Source organism: Lacimicrobium sp. SS2-24 (genome assembly GCF_002201535.1).
In the GTDB taxonomy this organism is placed as follows: Bacteria; Pseudomonadota; Gammaproteobacteria; order Enterobacterales; family Alteromonadaceae; genus Lacimicrobium.
This window is the reverse complement of the sequence record NZ_NIWW01000002.1, coordinates 230,833-250,391: the sequence shown is the minus strand read 5'-3', so window position 1 is coordinate 250,391 and position 19,559 is coordinate 230,833. Positions and strand designations below refer to the sequence as shown.

Annotated in this window: 20 protein-coding genes and 1 riboswitch; of the genes, 11 read left to right on the top strand and 9 right to left on the bottom strand. The window is 51.3% G+C overall.

What is annotated here, in order from left to right; all coding sequences use genetic code 11:
• Positions 1-18 precede the first annotated feature (18 nt).
• The 3 genes from cfa to ccoG all read right to left on the bottom strand — a co-directional run bounded on the left by cfa (position 19) and on the right by ccoG (position 3,704).
• A complete protein-coding gene (gene cfa / locus CCY32_RS04950) occupies positions 19-1,200 on the bottom strand; it encodes a cyclopropane fatty acyl phospholipid synthase (RefSeq protein WP_088329483.1) in 1,182 nt (393 codons plus the stop codon).
• A gap of 96 nt (positions 1,201-1,296) precedes the next feature.
• Positions 1,297-2,274 carry a serine/threonine protein kinase gene (locus CCY32_RS04945; protein WP_088329482.1) on the bottom strand — a complete coding sequence of 326 codons (978 nt, stop codon included), beginning with the start codon at positions 2,272-2,274 and terminating at the stop codon, positions 1,297-1,299.
• Positions 2,274-3,704: a cytochrome c oxidase accessory protein CcoG gene (ccoG, locus tag CCY32_RS04940; RefSeq protein ID WP_088329481.1), complete on the bottom strand. Its 1,431-nt coding sequence runs from the start codon at positions 3,702-3,704 to the stop codon at positions 2,274-2,276. The genes CCY32_RS04945 and ccoG overlap by 1 nt, the downstream gene beginning before the upstream one ends.
• A 284-nt stretch (positions 3,705-3,988) precedes the next feature.
• On the opposite strand from ccoG, the gene CCY32_RS04935 reads away from it, so the two are divergent.
• Positions 3,989-4,339, top strand: coding sequence for a hypothetical protein (locus CCY32_RS04935; RefSeq protein WP_088329480.1), 351 nt, complete (start codon positions 3,989-3,991; stop codon positions 4,337-4,339).
• A 182-nt stretch (positions 4,340-4,521) separates the two neighbouring features.
• On the opposite strand, the gene betB is transcribed toward CCY32_RS04935, so the two are convergent.
• Entirely contained in the window at positions 4,522-5,982 is a 1,461-nt protein-coding gene (gene betB / locus CCY32_RS04930) for a betaine-aldehyde dehydrogenase (protein WP_088329479.1), read from the bottom strand.
• Positions 5,983-6,227: 245 nt separating this feature from the next.
• A riboswitch (cobalamin riboswitch) is annotated at positions 6,228-6,494 on the top strand.
• Positions 6,495-6,552: 58 nt separating this feature from the next.
• Here betB and CCY32_RS04925 point away from each other — a divergent pair.
• The gene (locus CCY32_RS04925) at positions 6,553-8,427 is read left to right on the top strand and encodes a TonB-dependent receptor (RefSeq protein ID WP_088329478.1); all 1,875 of its coding nucleotides are present in this window, start codon (positions 6,553-6,555) and stop codon (positions 8,425-8,427) included.
• Between the two features lie 149 nt (positions 8,428-8,576).
• Complete coding sequence (locus CCY32_RS04920) at positions 8,577-9,203, top strand: thiol:disulfide interchange protein DsbA/DsbL (protein ID WP_088329477.1); 627 nt, start codon at positions 8,577-8,579, stop codon at positions 9,201-9,203.
• 96 nt (positions 9,204-9,299) lie between these two features.
• Here the strand turns inward: CCY32_RS04920 and fre are convergent, their stop codons facing one another.
• The gene (gene fre, locus CCY32_RS04915) at positions 9,300-9,998 is read right to left on the bottom strand and encodes an NAD(P)H-flavin reductase (protein ID WP_088329476.1); all 699 of its coding nucleotides are present in this window, start codon (positions 9,996-9,998) and stop codon (positions 9,300-9,302) included.
• A gap of 17 nt (positions 9,999-10,015) precedes the next feature.
• Entirely contained in the window at positions 10,016-11,482 is a 1,467-nt protein-coding gene (ubiD, locus tag CCY32_RS04910; protein WP_088329475.1) for a 4-hydroxy-3-polyprenylbenzoate decarboxylase, read from the bottom strand.
• A 169-nt stretch (positions 11,483-11,651) separates the two neighbouring features.
• Here ubiD and CCY32_RS04905 point away from each other — a divergent pair, with 169 nt between their 5' ends.
• From CCY32_RS04905 to CCY32_RS04890, 4 genes are read left to right on the top strand one after another with little or no spacing between them, the layout of a single operon-like run.
• Complete coding sequence (locus CCY32_RS04905) at positions 11,652-12,143, top strand: hypothetical protein (protein WP_088329474.1); 492 nt, start codon at positions 11,652-11,654, stop codon at positions 12,141-12,143.
• A gap of 51 nt (positions 12,144-12,194) precedes the next feature.
• Positions 12,195-12,428: a TIGR02647 family protein gene (locus CCY32_RS04900; RefSeq protein ID WP_088329473.1), complete on the top strand. Its 234-nt coding sequence runs from the start codon at positions 12,195-12,197 to the stop codon at positions 12,426-12,428.
• Between the two features lie 4 nt (positions 12,429-12,432).
• Positions 12,433-12,798, top strand: a complete 366-nt coding sequence (locus CCY32_RS04895; RefSeq protein ID WP_088329472.1) for a DUF2750 domain-containing protein — start codon at positions 12,433-12,435, stop codon at positions 12,796-12,798.
• A gap of 58 nt (positions 12,799-12,856) precedes the next feature.
• Positions 12,857-13,108: an accessory factor UbiK family protein gene (locus tag CCY32_RS04890; protein ID WP_088329471.1), complete on the top strand. Its 252-nt coding sequence runs from the start codon at positions 12,857-12,859 to the stop codon at positions 13,106-13,108.
• On the opposite strand, the gene CCY32_RS04885 is transcribed toward CCY32_RS04890, so the two are convergent.
• Complete coding sequence (locus CCY32_RS04885; protein WP_088329470.1) at positions 13,105-14,100, bottom strand: helix-turn-helix domain-containing protein; 996 nt, start codon at positions 14,098-14,100, stop codon at positions 13,105-13,107. The two genes, CCY32_RS04890 and CCY32_RS04885, sit on opposite strands and share 4 nt — an antisense overlap.
• Before the next feature lie 161 nt (positions 14,101-14,261).
• Between CCY32_RS04885 and CCY32_RS17180 the strand changes: the two genes are divergently transcribed.
• A complete protein-coding gene (locus CCY32_RS17180) occupies positions 14,262-14,414 on the top strand; it encodes a hypothetical protein (protein WP_168171423.1) in 153 nt (50 codons plus the stop codon).
• A gap of 1 nt (position 14,415) precedes the next feature.
• Here the strand turns inward: CCY32_RS17180 and CCY32_RS04875 are convergent, their stop codons facing one another.
• A complete protein-coding gene (locus tag CCY32_RS04875; RefSeq protein WP_088329468.1) occupies positions 14,416-14,727 on the bottom strand; it encodes a response regulator transcription factor in 312 nt (103 codons plus the stop codon).
• A gap of 20 nt (positions 14,728-14,747) precedes the next feature.
• The gene (locus tag CCY32_RS04870; RefSeq protein WP_088329467.1) at positions 14,748-15,053 is read right to left on the bottom strand and encodes a cytochrome c; all 306 of its coding nucleotides are present in this window, start codon (positions 15,051-15,053) and stop codon (positions 14,748-14,750) included.
• Between the two features lie 251 nt (positions 15,054-15,304).
• On the opposite strand from CCY32_RS04870, the gene CCY32_RS04865 reads away from it, so the two are divergent.
• From CCY32_RS04865 to CCY32_RS04855, 3 genes are all read left to right on the top strand, one after another.
• On the top strand, positions 15,305-18,178 hold the full coding sequence (locus tag CCY32_RS04865; protein WP_246840532.1) for an EAL domain-containing protein: 2,874 nt from the start codon (positions 15,305-15,307) through the stop codon (positions 18,176-18,178).
• 186 nt (positions 18,179-18,364) lie between these two features.
• Positions 18,365-18,982, top strand: a complete 618-nt coding sequence (ribA, locus tag CCY32_RS04860) for a GTP cyclohydrolase II (RefSeq protein WP_088329466.1) — start codon at positions 18,365-18,367, stop codon at positions 18,980-18,982.
• A gap of 58 nt (positions 18,983-19,040) precedes the next feature.
• Positions 19,041-19,559 (top strand): GAF domain-containing protein, encoded by a 519-nt coding sequence (locus CCY32_RS04855; protein WP_088329465.1) that lies wholly within the window; start codon positions 19,041-19,043, stop codon positions 19,557-19,559.

The following is a 19,559-nucleotide window of genomic DNA, read 5'->3' as shown; positions in this document are numbered from 1 at the left end:
ATGCAGCTGGCCCCTATATTATCTGGGGCTGTGATAGCGAGTTAAGCCTGAGCCGGGCTTACGCAATACCACCTGAAAGAGTTGCAGGTTGCGGCTTCTGAACGCACCGGCACAACACTGCAAATAGTAGATCCACATACGGTAAAAGCGCTCATTATATTTGTCTTTCAGATCTGGCCAGGCGACCAGGAAGTTTTCCAGCCAGCTCATCAGGGTACGATCATAGTCTGGCCCGAAATTGTGTACGTCTTCGATGACAAAATAGGGCTCACAGGCCTGGCTGATTTGTGTCAGCGACGGAATCGCCCCGTTCGGGAAAATGTATTTGTGGATCCAGGGGTCTGTCCCCAGCTGCGACTCCATTTTACCTATGGTATGCAGCACAAATACCCCATCGTCCTTGAGCAAGCGTCGGGCTTTAGCAAAATAGGTGTCGTAATTCTTCTGCCCAACATGCTCAAACATGCCGATAGAAACCAGCTTATTGAATTGTCCTTCAAGGCTGCGATAGTCCTGCAAACGAATATCGACGTCTAACTCTTTGCAGCGTTCCCTGGCCAGCTTTTGTTGCTCCCTGGAAATGGTCACACCGGTGACACTGGCCTGATATTCACGCGCGGCAAATTCGGCAAAACTCCCCCAGCCACAACCGATATCCAGAACACGGTCGCCTGCCTGCAACTCCATTTTCCGGCATACCAGATCGAGCTTGGCCCGCTGGGCCTCGTACAATGATTGTGCCTGATGCCAATAACCACAGGAATAACACAGGGTCGGGTCAAGCATGGCCTCATACAGATCATTGCCCACATCATAATGTTGCTCTGCTACCTGAAAAGCACGCTTCACCGATTGCAGATTGATCAACCTCGCCATCATCCAGTGCTTCAGTGCCACCCACTTCCCGCTAATCGCTTTTTCAACATGGCGGCTGGTCAGACGGGTAAAAAACTCATCCAGTCTGGCACAGTCCCACCAACCATCCATGTAGCTTTCTCCGGCGCCTAAAGATCCTTCCTGTAAAACTCTGTGATAGAAACGCTGATCATGAATCTGGGGGTCCCAGGGGTTGGGTCCGTTGATGGTAATTCCAGCCGGGCTCAGCTGCTGTTTCAGCCACTCTGGCACCTTGTCTGCGGTACCTTGTGGCACGTGGGTCACTTCTCGTAGCTTATTCTGTGTACCTGCTGTTTCTGACATGACTCCCTCCATTGGTGAAGTACGGCATAAACCTGATACTGCGCTTTGAGCCGCTGTACAGAAATTATGCTAAGGGACAGTCAGCCATAAATCAAATCAGGGCATCAGGCTCAATGGCGGCTCCTGCAAAGCAGAGAGCTGTTCTTTGAGAGAGAGAATTTGCTGTTCCCAGTACTTCGGAGTACTGAACCAGGGAAACGCCTGTGGAAATGCGGGGTCTTCCCAGCGACGGCTGAGCCACGCCATGTAGTGAATCATGCGCATAGCCCGTAAAGGTTCAATCAGCGCCAGTTGTTTGTGATCAAAGTCACAGAATTCCTCATAGGCACCGATCAGCGTGTCCAGTTGTAATAACCTCTCACCGCGCTCACCACAGAGCATCATCCACAAATCCTGTATGGCAGGTCCCATTCGGCAATCATCCAGATCAACAAAGGTAGGGCCGTCCCGCCACAGGATGTTACCAGGGTGGCAGTCTCCATGCAGACGTATTGGCGAGAAGCTGCTTTGCTGGAACTGCTCAGCGGCAATGTCAATGACCTGGTCCATAATGGTAAACAAGGGCAGTCTGAGTGATTCAGGCACCAGTATGGTCTGCGTCAATACCTGACGAGGCTGATGCAAAAAGTCTTGCGTGCAAATCGACGGACGGCAAGCAAAAGGACGTGTGCCGGCAACGCCGTGAATGCGGCCAATAAAGCGCCCCATCCACTCCAGCTGGTCAAGATTATCTACCTCAAACTGACGGCCACCAACAGAGGGAAACAGGGCAAAGGCATACCCCTGATAATGGTGCAGCGTATTACCATCTAACAAGAGGGGCGCCACCACCGGTATTTCCTGGTCCTGCAACTCGATGGCAAAGTCGTGCTCTTCCTGTATTTGCTCACTGCTCCAACGGGCGGGTCGGTAAAACTTAACGACCAGACGCTGCTTATCCTGATCGCTAAACTGATACACACGGTTTTCGTAGCTGTTGAGGGCCAGCAGACCAGAATCCACCAGAATTCCGGTGCTCTCAATGGCGTCGAGGATCAGATCCGGTGTCAGGTTGGCATAGCTGAAATCAGACATCAGCGGTACAAAAACCGCGTTTGGGTTCGTACTCTGACCGGTTCACCCTGTGTATCCAGGCTTTCAACCACAATAAAAATGTCCTGCATGCTGCTGTCCAGATTGTAGGGGTCGGTGGCGACACTCACGGGTTCCACATAGACTTCGCCGCCCTGCACCGTCACTTCGCTGTTGCCAATCAGACGATGCTCATCAAGGCCTTCTACTGAGATGCTGTAGCGCTGTTGTTGCTGTGACTTATTGAGAATCTTCAGGGTATACACGTTTTCCACCAGACCGTCATTGGTCTCACGATAAAGCTGGTTACGATCTCGAAGAATGTCCACCTGCAAAGGCACCCGGGTCAGAATTTCAAATACCAGAAAACCCAGCATGACCGTGAGGACCACCGCATACCCCACCAGTTTAGGCCGCACAATATGGGTTGTGCCACCTGTGAGGCGGGTTTCAGTGGTGTAACTGATGAGCCCTCGTGGATAGTCCATTTTATCCATCACACCGTTACAGGCATCGACGCAGGCACCGCAATTTATGCACTCGTATTGCAGACCATTACGAATATCGATACCGGTGGGACATACCTGTACACACAGCTGACAATCAATGCAGTCGCCCAGACCTTTTTCTGCCAGTTCCTCTCGACCGGTTTTCCTGGAGCGTGGTCCTCGCTGCTCTCCACGCTGCTTATCATAGGCTACGGTAAACGTGTCCTTATCAAACATCACTGACTGGAAGCGGGCATAAGGACAGATATGGGTACACATGATTTCCCGCATCCAACCAGCATTACCGTAAGTACAAAAGGTAAAAAACCACACTGCGAAAGCAGCCCAGAAGCCGGTTTCAAAGCGGATAAAATCAATGAACAACTCACCGATGGGGGTAAAGTAACCGACGAACGTGAGTGAGGTGAGCAAGGCAATCAACAACCAGCTGAGGTGTTTGAACGCTTTTCGCCAGAATTTATCAAAGTCCAGCGGTCGCTGATCCAGTTTCATACGCTGGTGCCGGCCACCTTCAAACTTCTCTTCCAGCCATACAAACATATAGGTCCAAGTCGTTTGCGGACACATAAAGCCGCACCAAACACGCCCTGCGAAGGTGGTCACAAAAAACAGTGCAAAGGCCGCAATAATAAAAATCCACGCCAGCAAAGTAAGATCCTGCGGCCACAGCGTCAGGGAAAAGAATGAGAAGCGCTGCTGAGCGATATCCAGCAAAATCGCCTGCTGCCCGTTGTAGGAAATCCAGGGTAGCGCGGCAAAGAGCGCTAAAAAGATAAAGCCAAAGTAACGACGAAAGGTTTCCAGTGGCCCTTGCACAGCACGTACATAGATTCGCTTTCTGGAGGGATCCTGAGGCTGCGGCCCCTTTTCAGGCTGATGAATTTTTACCTGAGTCACATCTTTTACAGGAATCTGATTCTTCATAGGGATCTCGTTGTCGTACCGTTCGCCGTACAATGCTGTGTTCACTCAGCGCATGAGTGCAGCACACCTTCAGTGATTAGCGGCCACATTTAGCGGAATGAGCAGCAGTATATCATCAGGTACCGGCCTTTGCTTTGCTCTGCGTCAAACTCCCAACCGTGAAAATGGCATGGTGGTTAAATATTAACCAGTAAACTTAGTTATCTCTGCGCATAAGTAATGGGTATAGGCAGGCACGCCCTACAGGCGTATACTTTAAGCCGTAGTCAGAGGTGAATAAATCAATGAAACGAAACATTATACTCTTGTTAGAAATTGCATTACTGCTGGTGATCCTGCGCTCTTCTTTTGCCCAGTATCTGCTTGCCGATATGCAACATTCTTTGTCAGACTGGATCACGCACATTGCGCAAATGGGTGAACGTCAAAAGCTGTCTGAATTGCAGGAGCGTATCGACCCGATGATCGCCAATATGAGCGAGTATCAGCGTGATTATATTTTCGAAATCACCTCAAATCGCAGCCAGTTAGAGAGCTTTGAACGTCATTACTGCCTGAATGACGACAAGAATCCCTATGTATACGGTAACACCCGCATTTACTTATGCTCAGAAATACGCAAACTCGAATTCTGAGCGTACCCGTTTACATCCATAACCAAAACACCGTAATACTATTAAAGGCATTTTGTCCGACGCCGGCATGCTGATTTAAGCCCCGCCGGCGCCCCCACTTCCTGTGTATAGCGCCAACGAGCAACTTATTTGACAGGAGCAATCAGACTGGTGGTAACACCGTAGCGCGGGTACCAACAGCCTTAAAAGGGGCTCTCCAGCTTATTCATACCCATATACACGGCTTTGAGCTGTGTATAGTGCCTCAGGGTCTCAACACCATTTTCCCGGCCCACCCCGGAGTGTTTATATCCTCCTACCGGCATTTCTGCTGGTGAAGCACCATAGCTATTCACCCAACAGATACCGGCCTGAAGCTGATGAATAACACGATGAGCCCGACGCAGATCCTGCGTCATCACACCGGCCGCCAGACCATAGGAGGTGCCGTTAGCACGGCGAATCACCTCCTCCTCATCACTAAAGCGCAATATCGACATCACCGGACCAAATATTTCTTCCCGCACGATGGTCATATCATCATTACAGTCGGTGAAAATCGTCGGCTGAACAAAAAATCCGTTCGGAGCTGAATCAGGCTGGGCCGCTTCGCCGCCATAGGCCAGCGTTGCCCCCTCCTGTTTACCTTTTTCGATATAGTCGAGCACCAGTTGCTGATGTTTGGCAGAGATCAAGGCGCCCAGGTTTGTATCCGGATCTAAGGGGTCCCCCATCACAATGTTATCCCGGGTGCGCGTCAACAGCGTCTGCATAAAGCGGTCATAGAGGGTCTCATGCACAAAAACTCGGGTACAATTGGTACACACTTCTCCCTGGGTATAAAAGTTACCCAACATTGCCGCCGACACCGCCTCATCAATGTCCGCATCGTCGAAGACGATCAACGGGGATTTCCCCCCCAGCTCCATCGTCACATCCTTGAGACTCCCGGAAGCTGCCGCCATCACCTTCTTACCGGTACCCACCTCTCCGGTAAAAGAGACTTTGGCAATGGCCTCATGCTCTGTCAGCCATGCACCGACCGAGCCATCGCCATGCACCACATTAAATACCCCATCGGGTACGCCCGCCTCGGTAAAGACCCGGGCCAGCTCCATGGCACCCATGGGTGTCTCTTCTGAGGCCTTAAAAATCATACTGTTGCCACATGCCAGAGCAGGTGCAGCCTTCCAACAGGCTATCTGAAGGGGATAATTCCATGCGCCGATACCAGCACAAATTCCTAATGGCTCGCGACGGGTATAGTAAAAGTCCCCGCCGAGATCCTGCTGATTACCCTCAATACTGGGGGCCAGACCCGCAAAAAATTCGATGGCATCGGCACCAGTTACCACGTCCACCTCTTTCGCTTCCTGAATAGGCTTTCCGGTATCGATCACTTCAAGTCGCGCCAACCTGTCGTTATGCTCGCGCAATAACGCTACCGCGCGGTACAGAATGCGACTACGCTCAACCGGCGTCATCGAAGACCAGGTTGCGAAACCTTTGCGCGCGCTGTCGATGGCTGCATGCTGCACCGATTCATCCGCCACCTCCACCTGGTAGGCCAATTTGCCGGTGGCAGGGTTAATGACATCGAAGGTCTCGCCACTGCGATTATCGATAAATTTGCCATGAACATAGTTTTTAAAACGTTGTGTCATTATTCTGCTCCTGAAAGTGTTTCAGCCTATAGCATAGTCAATACCCGACAGAGTCCCTACCCGGCATCATTGCAACAGCCACGATGATGGCAACGCACGCCTGATATAGCACTGCGAGAATGCCAGTAAACAGCAGTATGAATTAACCCGGCCTTGTATCTGACAAGGCTGTTTTTCGTCACCAGGGCTATCTTTTTTAGAGCATACCGTTATAATCGCCGCCGATTATGGTGCTTTTGGTGATAAAAGACGATGTGTAGATAGGATCTGCAGATTGGCTGACAAAAGTTAAACGGGAAGTTCATTGCATCAACCAGACAACAGGGTTGATGTCAGACGCTGCCCCCGCAACGGTACGCAAGAGAATGCAGCATGATGCCACTGTCGGTTTACGATGGGAAGGCGCTGCAATATTAGCTTCTTTACCTGAATAGGGTGAAGCCTAATACCTTGTTTGTGAGAGCAAATGAGTCTTGCCAGCCCGGATACCGGCCTGATCAGGTTGCCGAACGACAGCTTTCGGTGTAAAGAAAACGCACTCGGGTGGAGTGCCAATCTGGACTCAATGATATGAAATATTTCCATTCTGCGGCCGCCATGGCCGTGAAAGCGACATTATGCGCCAGCCCCCTTACTCATGCTCAACCTATTGAAACGATAAGTGTTATTGGCGCCAGCAATCCGCTGCAACAGCGCCAGTTAAGTTCCGCACTCACGCAGATTGACCGGGATGAAATAGAAGCATCGGGTGCCATCAGTCTGGCGGAGTTACTCCGTGGTCAGCCCGGCATCAGCCTCAGCCGCTCTGGGGCGCGGGGGGCAGTAACCCAAATCAGAATGCGTGGCAGTGAAGCCAATCATGTACTGGTGATGGTTGATGGTGTGGAGATCAATGATCTCAGCGATGGAGGCGTTGACTTTGCGCACCTGCACCTGGACAACATCGCCAGCATCGAAATCTTGCGTGGTCCGCAAAGTGCCCTGTGGGGCAATGGCGCCGTGGCAGGGGTCATTAGTATCACGACGCTGACAGCGGATAGTCCGCTAAGTGGCGGAGTCAGTGTCGCAGCGGGCGAAGCCAACAGTCTGAATGTGGCCGCCAGTGCCAGGGGGCAACAGCAGCAATTCCACTACGCCTTTAACCTCAGCGATTACCAGTCAGATGGGCAGAACGTCTCGCGCCAGGGAGACGAAAAGGATGGCTACAAGAACCGTCAATTCAACACTCACCTTGGCTGGCAGGCGACTGCTGCCTCTCGTATCAATCTGAGATTGCGCCATGTCCGCGCCAGCAGCGACTATGATGAGACAGACTATATGGTGACCGGCCTGCCTCAGGACAGTGATCATTACACAGACATTGAGCAATATCAGGGCAAACTGGATTGGCGTTACACCCCCAAAGACAGTCAATGGCAACAGGATTTAGGGCTGGAGCTTAATCATAACGACAACCAGAACGTTGCCAATGGTACCTACACCAATGCCAATGAGAGCGAAAAATTACGGCTCTACTGGCAGGGAAGTTACCAATATAAGAACCACAGTCATGTCAGTGTCATCGCCGAACGCACAGAAGAGGATTTTAACCAGCAGGATCCCGCTGGATTCTCTGATCAATCCCGCAGCAATGATGCAAATAGCATCGGGCTCGACTGGTTGCATCAGGTTAACGACAACTGGTCCGTGTCCGCTGGTTTCAGACATGACAGTAATAACTTTTTTGATAATGCACAAAGCTATCAGTCCGGTATCAGTTATTCGTCCAGCCCAGGCAACAAGCTGTATATCAGTGTCGGAAAGGCGATTAAAAACCCGACGTTTCTGGAACTGTTCGGCTACTTCCCTGGCAGTTTTGTCGGTAACCCGGATCTGAAGCCCGAGCAATCGGTCAGTATGGAAGTCGGTGCTGAGATTCAACTGACCGAAGACTGGCAACTCAGCGGAGCATGGTATAGCGCGCGTCTGAAAGATGAAATCAGTAACAGTGCGGATTTCACCAGTTCCATTAATCTTGCAGATGACAGCGAACGCCAGGGTGTGGAGCTTGAAATAACCGGAAACTGGCAACAGTGGCAATTCAGCGGTGCGTACAGTTATCTGGATTCGCAACAGCCCGACTTCAGTGGTGAATTGAAACCGGAATTACGCCGGGCAAGGCATTCGGGCCATATCACGGCCCGCTACCGCTATGCCTCAATCCCCTTAAGCCTCTACGCTAAAGCTAGCTACCAGGGGACTCAGCTGGACACTAACTTTCTGACTTTCAGCCGCATCAGGTTGCCAGCCTATACGCTGCTAGACCTGACACTGAACTACGAGCTAAGCCCTGATTGGAGTCTGGCCCTGAGGGCAGAAAATCTGTTGGACCATGACCATGAGGATGTCCTCGGTTTTGTCGGCCAGCAGAAACAGTTCTGGCTCTCCGTCGACTACCAGTTCTGAGTCAGACAGCCCGTCTTGCCCGGGTGCGATCCCGGGCGCAAAAAACTGAACCCTGGCTGACTGAGTCGCTAAAGCGTGTCGACAGGATCGGCATTTACAAAAAATAGTGGTAATCTTGCTGCGGTTTCATTTAAAGGATAAGACACGTTATGAAAAAGTTGTTTGGCCTGCTGGCCTTTGCCCTGATTTTTCCCCTGCAAGCCTGCGCTCAGCAGCAAATCTGGCAGGAAGGAACGCATTATGAAGTGATTGCCGATGACGCCACGGCGAAACCGGAAATCATGGAGTTTTTCTCTTTTTGGTGCCCCGCCTGTAACGCCTTTGAGCCGCTGGTTGCGCAGATGAAGAGTAAAATTGACGACAACGTCAAATTTACCAAGGTTCACGTCAACTTCATGGGCTTTGCAGAAAAGGAAACTCAGGAAAGCGCCACCCGCGCCATGCTGGTGGGTCGTGCCCTAAAAGAAGAAGAAAAGTTCAACAAGGCCATCTTTGACTATATCCACAAGCAACGCGCCAGCATCACGGAAATGCGTGATCTGAGAAACATCTTTCAGTTGCAGGGTGTGGAAGCGGAAGAGTTCGACAAACTGGCGCAGAGCTTTGGCGTCAACAACATGGTAGGGCGCAATAATAAGAATATTGAAACCTATCGTCAGCATCTCGGTGGCGTGCCAGCCTTTATCGTCAACGGCAAGTATAAAGCCAAATTTACCCGCGATATGACACCAGACCAAATCGTCGATCTGGTGGTGTGGCTGTCAGAGCAAAAATAACCTCTTCGGCACGACACAAAAAAAGCCAGTCTTGCACTGGCTTTTTTTTACCCTGACAGCAGGGTTATTGGCTAAGTCCCGTGTGACTGACCATGATCAGATAAAGTCATAGGCATCGCCGTAGAGGTTTTCCAGCATCAGTCCCTGCTGATGAAAATCTTCCCGCGCTGCACCGGCCATCTCAAAACGACCTGCGATATAGACTCTGTAAGGCTCCAGACTAACGAAGTCCTCCAGCACCGCCTGATGCACCAGTCCCGATCGTCCCTGCCACCCAGATGACGGGTTTTCCAGTACCGGCACAAAGCGGAATTTCGAATGGGCCTTGGCCAATGTTTCCAATTCCGCCAGGGCATACATATCGGCTTCCGTACGGGTTCCCCAATACAGGAATAATGGTTCTTTTAATGGAGTTCTGAGCAGCTGCTGAAGAATACTCCAGGTATAAGAAAAGCCGGTGCCCCCCGCCATCAGAATCGTCGGGTGTGGCCCATCCTCACGTACATAAGCATTGCCATGGGGGCCGTCCAGGGTAATCTCGGCCGCTGACTGCATTCTTTCAATCACCTGCATGGCCCAGGGATTATGCTCTGCCGCGCCGATATGCAGTTCGATCAGGCCAGAGTCGTCAGGGGCATTGGCAATAGAGAAGGGACGTTTATCCCCCTCATCCATGACCACGCGGATATATTGTCCGGCCTTAAAGTCAGGCTGACCAGGGGGTTGCAACAGAATTCGCTGAACATTTTCGGTGAGCGGTTCGATTGCGATGACTTTACATTTAAATTCTGACATGGTCTGTGTTGATACCCTTAATCCAGTCCGAGTTGATCCCAGATACTGTCTATCTTTTCTTTGATCTTATCATCCATCACTATCGGGCGTCCCCACTCTCTGTTGGTTTCACCCGGCCATTTATTGGTGGCATCCAGGCCCATTTTTGACCCCAGACCGGATACCGGCGAGGCAAAATCCAGGTAATCGATAGGAGTATGCTCGATCAGCGTGGTGTCCCTTGCCGGATCCATCCTGGTGGTGATCGCCCAGATGACGTCCTGCCAGTCGCGGGCATTGACGTCATCATCACAGACCACCACAAACTTGGTGTACATAAATTGGCGCAGGAAAGACCATACCCCCATCATGACCCGCTTGGCATGACCCGGGTATTGCTTTTTCATGGTAATCACCGCCATACGGTACGAACACCCCTCGGGCGGGAGATAAAAATCAACGATTTCAGGAAATTGTTTCTGCAGAATCGGCACAAAGACTTCGTTCAGGGCGACCCCGAGAATCGCCGGTTCGTCTGGTGGCCGGCCGGTATACGTAGAGTGATATATGGGATCTTTTCTGTGGGTAATATGGGTTACCGTAAACACGGGAAACTCATCAATCTCGTTATAGTAACCGGTGTGATCCCCATAGGGTCCTTCAGGCGCGGTTTCGCCTGGTGCAATATAACCCTCCAGCACGATTTCGGCACTCGCCGGTACCTGCAGGTCATTACTGATGCATTTCACCACTTCCGTCTTGTCACCCCGCAACAGACCGGCAAAAGCATACTCTGAGAGGGTGTCGGGCACCGGTGTTACGGCCCCAAGTATGGTCGCCGGGTCCGCGCCAAGAGCAACGGAAACGGGAAAATTCTCGCCGGGATGCTGTTCACACCACTCGCGAAAATCCAGCGCACCGCCGCGATGGCTCAGCCAGCGCATGATCAACTTGTTAGGACCCAGCAACTGCTGACGGTAAATGCCCAGATTCTGACGTTTCTTGTGCGGACCCCGGGTCACAGTCAGCCCCCAGGTAATGAGCGGAGCGGCATCCTCCGGCCAACAGGTCTGAATCGGGATCTGTGTCAGGTCCACTTCATCACCCTGTTTGACAATCTGTTGGCAGGGCGCTTTTTTTAGCTCCTTTGCAGGCATGTTCAATACCTGCTTGAACAGCGGCAGTTTTTCCCACAACTCCTTAAAACCTTTGGGCGGATCCGGCTCTTTCAGATAGGCCAGTAATTTGCCCACATCACGCAGGGCTTCGACCGAATCCTGCCCCATGCCCAGTGCAACCCGCTTAGGCGTACCAAACAGGTTAACCAGAACCGGCATATCATAGCCTCTGGGATTTTCGAACAGAATAGCTGGTCCCTGTGCACGCAGCGTCCGGTCGGCGATCTCTGTCATTTCCAGTACCGGATCGATTTCCTGGGTAACCCGTTTCAGTTCACCGGTCGCTTCCAGTTGAGTAATAAAATCCCTCAGGTCTTTGTACTTCATCAGCAGGCAATCCTCAGCGTGCGATTAATAAAAGTGTTATAGGCGTCAAACCCATTGCAGCGCCCTGACCTCTTGTCACGGCTAATCCCCACTCAATACCAGCACACTGCCATTATGGTGTGGCTTCGGCTAGGCTCAAAGGTGCCCTGCAAGTATATCGGAGAAGCCCATGAGAATCCTGTTAGTGTGCCTGCTATTGATGCAGATTTCATTCCCTGTGCTGGCGACATGTCAGTCCTCTTCCTACCAGCAGTTTGATTTCTGGCTGGGTGAATGGCAGGTTTACGCCGACGGTAAGCTCGCCGGTACGAATCGAATCAGCAAAGACCTGGACAATTGTGCCATCCGCGAGCACTACACAACGCCCTCAGGTTACAGCGGAAGAAGCCTTAATATCTACGATTCAACGCGCCAGGTCTGGCACCAGACCTGGGTAGATAACCAGGGGGTATTACTGGTGCTGGAGGGTCGCCTCGAACAACAGAGTATGCGTCTTAGCGGTGAGGGGATCACTGCCGAAGGCGAAAAAGTCTTGCACAGAATCACCTGGACACCCAATATGGAGGACAACACTGTGCGCCAACATTGGCAGTCCAGTAAAGACATGGGGCAGACGTGGTTGAGTCTGTTCGATGGTCGGTATAAGAAAGTCGGTGACTGAGCACGAAAGCTAGACAGGGCTCAGGCACGACCAATCAATGCGGAGTCTGTTATGCCTTTTACCCAGCCCATGCTTGAAGAATTAAACCTGTTGCTCAAATTCCCATTATCCAGCCTGCACCAGGGCCTGAAAATCCATCAGGATGCCGATGCTGCGGTGATTGCCGCGGCCTCGCGCCTGTATGAAAAAGGCATCATTGATCAGCCGGACGGCGGTTATCTCACTGATCTGGGCCATGATCTTATCGAACATGCCCAAATCCTGTCATCAGCCCTGTCGGAGTAATGCTATGAACCCCGTATCACAAGATAAGTACAGTTTGCTGGCGCAAAATCCGGAGCAGCGCGCAGAGTATTTATTCACCACAATCAAACAACAGGGCGATATCTGGACGCTGGTTGATGATGACGGCGCCATGATTCTGACTTCAGACGATGAGGACTGCATCCCGGTATGGCCCGATGAGGTCTTTGCCCAGGACTGGATTAATGGTGACTGGTCGCAGTGCCGGGCATACCGCATCAGCCTGGAAGACTGGCTACAGCGTTGGCTGCCTGGTCTGGAAGAAGATGATATCCAGATTGCACTGTTTCCGGTGCCAGCCGAAGAAGGGCTGATTCTGCCTCCCTGGGAGATGAAGGATAAACTCAGCTGATGCCAAGGCGCTGTGACATTGCTATTATTGCCGTCATGAAGATAAATAAGGCCAGAGCATGTTAGACCCTAAAAAAATTGAAGAAATTGCCAAGCAAATCGCGGATTCTATTCCTCCCGGCGTCAGGAATATGGCCGAAGGTGCTGAGACCAGAGTCAAGCAGGTGTTGCAGTCACAACTGAGCCGGTTGGATTTTGTCAGCCGCGAAGAGTTTGATGTGCAGACGCATGTGTTACAGCGCACCCGGGAGAAACTTGAGGCCATGGAAGCCCGTCTTTTTGAGCTCGAAAAGCAGCTTAAAGAAGATTAAGACGCAGTAGGATTCAACCCGAATCGTTGCCGGTACACCTTAGGCGTCAGCTGCGTATGATTGACGAAAAGGCGTCGGAATGACGCCGGATCGTCATAACCAACCTGCTCCACAATCCGTTCTACTGACTGGTCGGTGGCCTCCAGCAGGCTCTTCGCTTTTTCCACTCTTAGTTGCTGCAGATACACCAGAGGCGTTTGCCCGGTAGCAGCCTTAAACCGGCGTATCAGCGTGCGTTTAGTCAGCGCAAACTGGTCACAAAGCTGATCGAGAGACACCGCCTCGGTGTAGTGCCTGCGCATCCATAATTGAATATTGGTAATCACACTATCGCGGTGGCCTATTACCAGGGCAGGGTTAATAAAGGGCTGCTGCGACAGACGCTGGCGATCGAGGAGCAGCACTTTTGACAGCCCGCTGGCAAACTGGGCATCGCTCATGTCCTCCACCAGTGCCATCAGCATGTTGGAAAACGCCGTCGTGGCACCGGCCGTGGTCACATTATCCGATTGCACCACCAGACGATCCATAATCATCTCGACTTTGGGGTAGCGGCGGGCAAATACCTCCTTCATCCACCAGCAGGTGGTGGCCTGCCTGCCATCCAGAATACCCGCCTCAGCCAGCGCAAAGGTGCCCACACAATGGCTGGCCAGCCTTTTTCCACTGTTCACCGCTTCTTGCATTATGGGCACCATAGCCTGCGACTGATTTAAATATGTGAACAAAGATTCTTTATTATAGGCGTAGGCCGCCACCGCAATCAGTGCATCAACCTGTTCCAGCTTACTGATATTCAGGCTCGGCACCGACAGTCCATTGGAACAAGTAATCACCCGCCCATCTGATGAGTAAATATCACTGGTAAAGAGAGGTTCTGTGCCCGGGTGCAAAAAACTTTGGTAGGAATTGGCGAAAGCCACAAAGTCCTTGACCCCCATCAACTCCGATCCCAGTGCATTGTCGGTGGCCAGAATGGCAATCTTTTTCATTTCACGCTCGATGTCTATATTGGCACTTTTTTTATCATTATTGCCACTAATTTTCTTTTAGACAAGAGCGTAGACTAAAAATCCATCAACTTTTCCGGGCAAAAGCAGCCTGGAACCAGGGAGCGTAAACCATGTGTGTCACCAAGAAAGTGTGTTTAGTCATGTTAATTCTCAGTGCGGGCTGGGCAATGGTTTTCTGGTTACAGCAAGCGCTACCACTTAGCGCAACGCTGCACTACATTGCTGTGCCGGTCTTATTGGTGCTAATCCTGCTTCTGGCAGCACTGGCAGTGGATAGAGGCAATATGTCGTAACTTACTGGGAATGCCAGAGGTTTCTGATCTGTTCTGCAAAGCCGACAACAGGATGCAGCTGGACAATCCAGCCTAAGCAGTTTTCAGGCAGCCTGTCGGGCGCCGGGCCATAGCCAATTTTTTGTAGCTGTACCGGCATCGTCACGAGGGGATCTTTGCGGGCCAGAACCAGTTCAAAGGCCTGGCTCAGCAATGGCGATACAGCCTGCTGCGCACTGGCGACCGGTGTCACCTCATATCCGCCAGTGGTTTGCAGTACCAGACTCAGTTGCTGTCGAAGCTGCGCATCGGCCTCAATCAATAAGATTCGCATGCGCAAGACAGCCGACGACTTTACTCGCCGCGGGGATCAAGGCTGGCATAGTAGGCTGCCAGGTTCGCGATGTCCTCATCACTTAAGGGTTTGGCCATAGGCCCCATAACCATGTTCTTTCTGGTGCCGTCCCGATATGCTTTCAGCGCGATAGCCAGATACGCCTCTTTCTGGCCGGCCAGATTCGGGTACATGGGAATGGCGGAAATACCCTTGCTGCCATGACAGGCCGCACAGGTGGCAGATTTGGCTTCGCCGGCTTCTTTGTCGGCAGATAACACAGGGGCACTGAGAACAAGGGCAGTCAGCAACATGATGTATTTCATAACAAGGTCCTTCGCATAATACCGTTAAAGATCACAAGTCAGGGCTATCCCCTTTTTCCTCCCCTCAAAACCGAGGCGCGGAGCGACTGGTGGAGAGTATAAGCTACCAGTTAACTGAGGGTATTGCATAGTAAAAGCGGCTATCGGATTCCAATGTTGCCAATTCAATTGCATGATTTTTAATCTTTGGGGTTTCAAGGCAGAACAAAGAATTTATACTGGCAGCATAATCACAATAACGAAGTAATGCTTTGAAGCGACTAGGGTTTCTGATTTTACTGTGCAATGTGTTGCTGATTCCGCTGACGGCGGTCGCGCAGCAGCGGCTGATATTGGATGCACAGTTTGAGTACCTGGATATCAAAGAGAACGCCGAATTTCTGCGTACTGAAAAATATGCCTTGTTGTCCGAGGTACAGCATCGTGCTGACTGGCACAGCGGCTACAGCATAGAGCCGCTGGCAGCAGACCAGAGTCTATGGGGACGTATCCGGGTCAGAAACGACGTGGGGGGACAGGAGCGCTTCGACCTTATCATTGCCAATCCCAGTCTGGACGAGGTGGATATCCATGTACTGGATGATAAAGGACGCATTCGTAAAGCCCTGATGATGGGGGCAAAGCGCCCGTTATCAGCCAGAGAACTGAATCATCGGCACTTTGTCAGCCGTCTGGACATGTACCCGGGCGAGCAACTGGATGTGTATTTCCGAATTGCTGACAGCGGACCCATGGTGTTCTCCGCCGAGTTATGGCGTGACGAGAGTGTGATCAAGACAGAACAGGCGAACATGGCTCTGATCGGCATGATCGGGGGAGCACTGGCGATCCTGTTTTGCTATTACCTGATCACTTACGTGTTACTCAGAAGCCCGGTGCGATTCTGGTTCTCGCTGGCCAGTCTCAGCTTTATGTTGCTATTCCTTAATCTGGAAGGCATTCTCGCGCAGCTCATTCCCGGATTATCCAAATACATTTCAGTGATCAGTACGGCGTTAGCGGCACTGGTTCTGTTTAATGCCGCCAAAGTGTCACACCTGATGCTTCGCGGCGTACCTCTGTACTGGCGCTACGCATCCTATGTCCTCTCATATTTGTTATTTTTCAGTGCCCTGGTTCTGAACGATTACTGGAAGCTGATTGTCGCGATTGGTCTGGCCGGTGCCACCGTTGCTCTGCAATTTATGCTCGCCTGGCTTTTCAGTAATCGGCGGGATGGCAGACCGAACAGAATCTACGCCATTGGGTGGTCCTGCATTGCCCTTGTGGCACTGGTGCAGGCTGGGCTTTATCTCAGTGGCATCATTCTGGACGCCGACCTGAGTCTGTATATGATGTTACTGGTGCTCTTCGGCGTGCTGCTCATCGCCCTGGCTTTAGAAGCCCATGAACAAATGAAAACCCTGCATCGCCAGCAGCGTCAGAGTGACACTATTAATGACTTGCGTCGCTTCTACGACTTGTTCCGTAACTCCGCCGAGGGTCTGTACACCTCCACCATAGACGGCCGTCTGATTACCACCAATCCGGCCATGTGTAGCCTGTTTGGTTATGACGATGAAAAGCAAATGCTAAGGGAGTGCCGCACTACGGCGCAGTTTTACGCCAACCAGCAGGACCGGCTAAAGCTGGTTGAGGACTTACGCGAGAAAGGGGTCGTCATGGGCAAGGAAATTCGTGGCGTGCGCCGGGACGGCACCGAGTTCTGGTTTTCCATCTCCGTCCAGTTGCGCAATGAGCACAACGAAGATTTCCTCTTCGGTACCATTTTTGATATTACCGAACGCAAAGAGTCTAACCTCAGCCTCGAATATATGGCCACCCACGATCCGCTAACCGGGGTCAATAATCGCAGGGAGTTCGAACGCAGTCTCAAGGCAGCGCTGGAACAGGCTAACCTCAATGGCGAGGAGCTAACCCTGTTATATATGGATCTCGACCAATTCAAAGTGGTCAATGATACCTGTGGTCACAAAGCGGGCGATGTGCTGATCAAGCAGCTTTCGAAACAGTTAAACGACGTAGTAGAAGGCAAAGGTCTGCTGGCCCGTTTGGGCGGAGATGAATTCGGTGTATTGCTACAGGGTGACCAGGCCAGTGAAGATCAGGCTTACTTGCTGGCGAATAAGCTGCTGAATGTACTGCAACAATTCCGTTTTGTCTGGGAAAACCGGATATTCACCCTGGGCATCAGTATCGGGCTGGTACCCTATGACAAACATATTCATAGCTCAGAACAACTGCTCAGTATGGCCGACTCAGCCTGTTATATGGCCAAAGAGGAAGGTCGCAATCAGATTCATGCCTATTCCAAGGAAGATGAAAAAATTCAGCGATATGAAACCGAACTGCACTGGGTTTCACTGATTAATCAGGCGCTGCAACACGACAGATTCGAGCTTTTCTATCAGCACTATCATCCCCTGCATAAACTGGCGGGAGGGCATCACTATGAAATTCTGCTACGCATGCGCGGTGACAATGATGAACTGGTATCACCGGGTTTCTTTTTGCCCGCCGCCGAGCGCTATAATCTGACCGCCCAGATCGATAAATGGGTAATAGAACATTACTTCAAATGGCTGGCCGAACACCCGCAGCATAAGCAAGAACTGATCAAAGCCAATATAAACCTCAGTGGGCACTCGTTGGGCGATAAAGAGCTGCGACTCTTTGTGCTCAACGCATTCGAAAAATATGCCATTCCGTACCACAAAGTCTGTTTCGAAATCACCGAGAGCGTGGCCATCATTAAGATGGATGAAACCCTTCAGTTTATAAAAACCTTTCATCAGCTCGGTTGCCAGTTCGCCCTGGATGATTTTGGCAGCGGCTTTTCTTCTTATGGTTACCTCAAAAGTCTGCCCGTTGATTTTGTTAAAATAGACGGCAGCTTTGTCAAAGATCTGTTGGTAGACCCCGTTGACATGGCCATGGTCCGGTCCATTAAAGAGGTTGCCAAAGCCATGGGCATGCAGACCGTGGCTGAGTTTGTGGAAAGCAAGGAAATCATGATTGAGCTGGGTAAAATTGGCGTCGATTATGCGCAGGGTTATGGGGTGGCAAAACCCGCCGATATTAATGCATTTTCACCACTAACCATATCATCCACAAAAACAGATTAGTCTGGCCAGTTTTTGTGACTGGTTTTCTGTTTCTGCGGTCCCTATAGTTTGGGCCTGTATGGCCTCAGTACGACACGCTGACCATGGCTTTTACAGGTACCATTTTTTGAACTATGTCGCACTCTGATGGCCTGTTAAGTGTATAATGGCGCCTTTGCTGTGAAGATGATTGACTCCCGGACTCCGATGAAACACCAAGATCCACATTTTGACTATATTAGCTCAGCCCGTTTGCCAACCCGCTGGGGCCAGTTCACTATTCACGGTTTTGTGGAAAAGGACAGTGGTCAGGAGCATGTGGCGCTATCTTACGGAGACTGGCAGCCCGACGAGGTCGTGCCCATTCGCATCCACTCCGAATGTCTGACCGGTGACGCACTGTTCAGCACGCGCTGTGATTGTGGTGCACAATTAGAAAAAGCCCTGCAGAACATTGTTGAGCAGGGCAGAGGGGTGTTGCTGTATTTACGTCAGGAAGGCAGAGGCATAGGGTTGTTAAACAAGATCCGCGCCTACCATCTGCAAGACAAAGGGATGGACACGGTAGAAGCGAACGAACACTTAGGTTTTGATGCCGATCTGCGCGACTACGGCATCTGTCGTTATATGCTTGATTGCCTTGGGGTGACAAAAGTCAGTCTGATGACCAACAATCCACGCAAGATCCAGGCGTTACAGGATCTGGGTATTGAGGTCGTCGCCAGAACCCCTATTGATCACGGTATTACCGACGATAACAGGGTGTATATACGTACCAAAACACTTAAACTCGGTCACGCATTTGACCCTCACCTGTTAAAGTAAAGAGCAACCACAGCCAGACTGCGAATGCGATGACGATTAAAGGAGACACCCACCGTCTATGCTTACTCATTCTCCCCTCTCTGCGTCCTTGCTGACCAAACAGCAGTTGCTGTTGGTGATTGCTGCCCAGACCGATATTATCCGTAAGCACCTCGATGCGCAGGGTGCCATGGAGCGCATGGCAGAACTGGCGACAGAGCTTACCTTTGCCAGTGGTGCCGTGGTAGAAATGGTGGAAGGGGACGAGATGGTGTATGTGGCCGCAACCGGCAAGGCACGGGAGAATATCGGTCTGCGACTCAAAGCTGCAGCCAGTCTTTCGGGGCTCTGTATCAAAAAAGGTCAGGTATTAAATTGCAAGGATTCCGACAACGATAGTCGGGTGGATGCCGAAGCCTGTAAAAAAGTGGGCCTGCGTTCAATGCTGGTGGTGCCTCTGCGCACAGATGGTGCGCTGGTAGGGGTACTCAAAGTATTTTCCTCCAAAACCGAGGCCTTTGATGATGTCGATGTACAGGTGCTGGAGCTGGTAGCGAGCATTATCAGTGCTGCCATAGCTTCTGACAGCACTGAATAG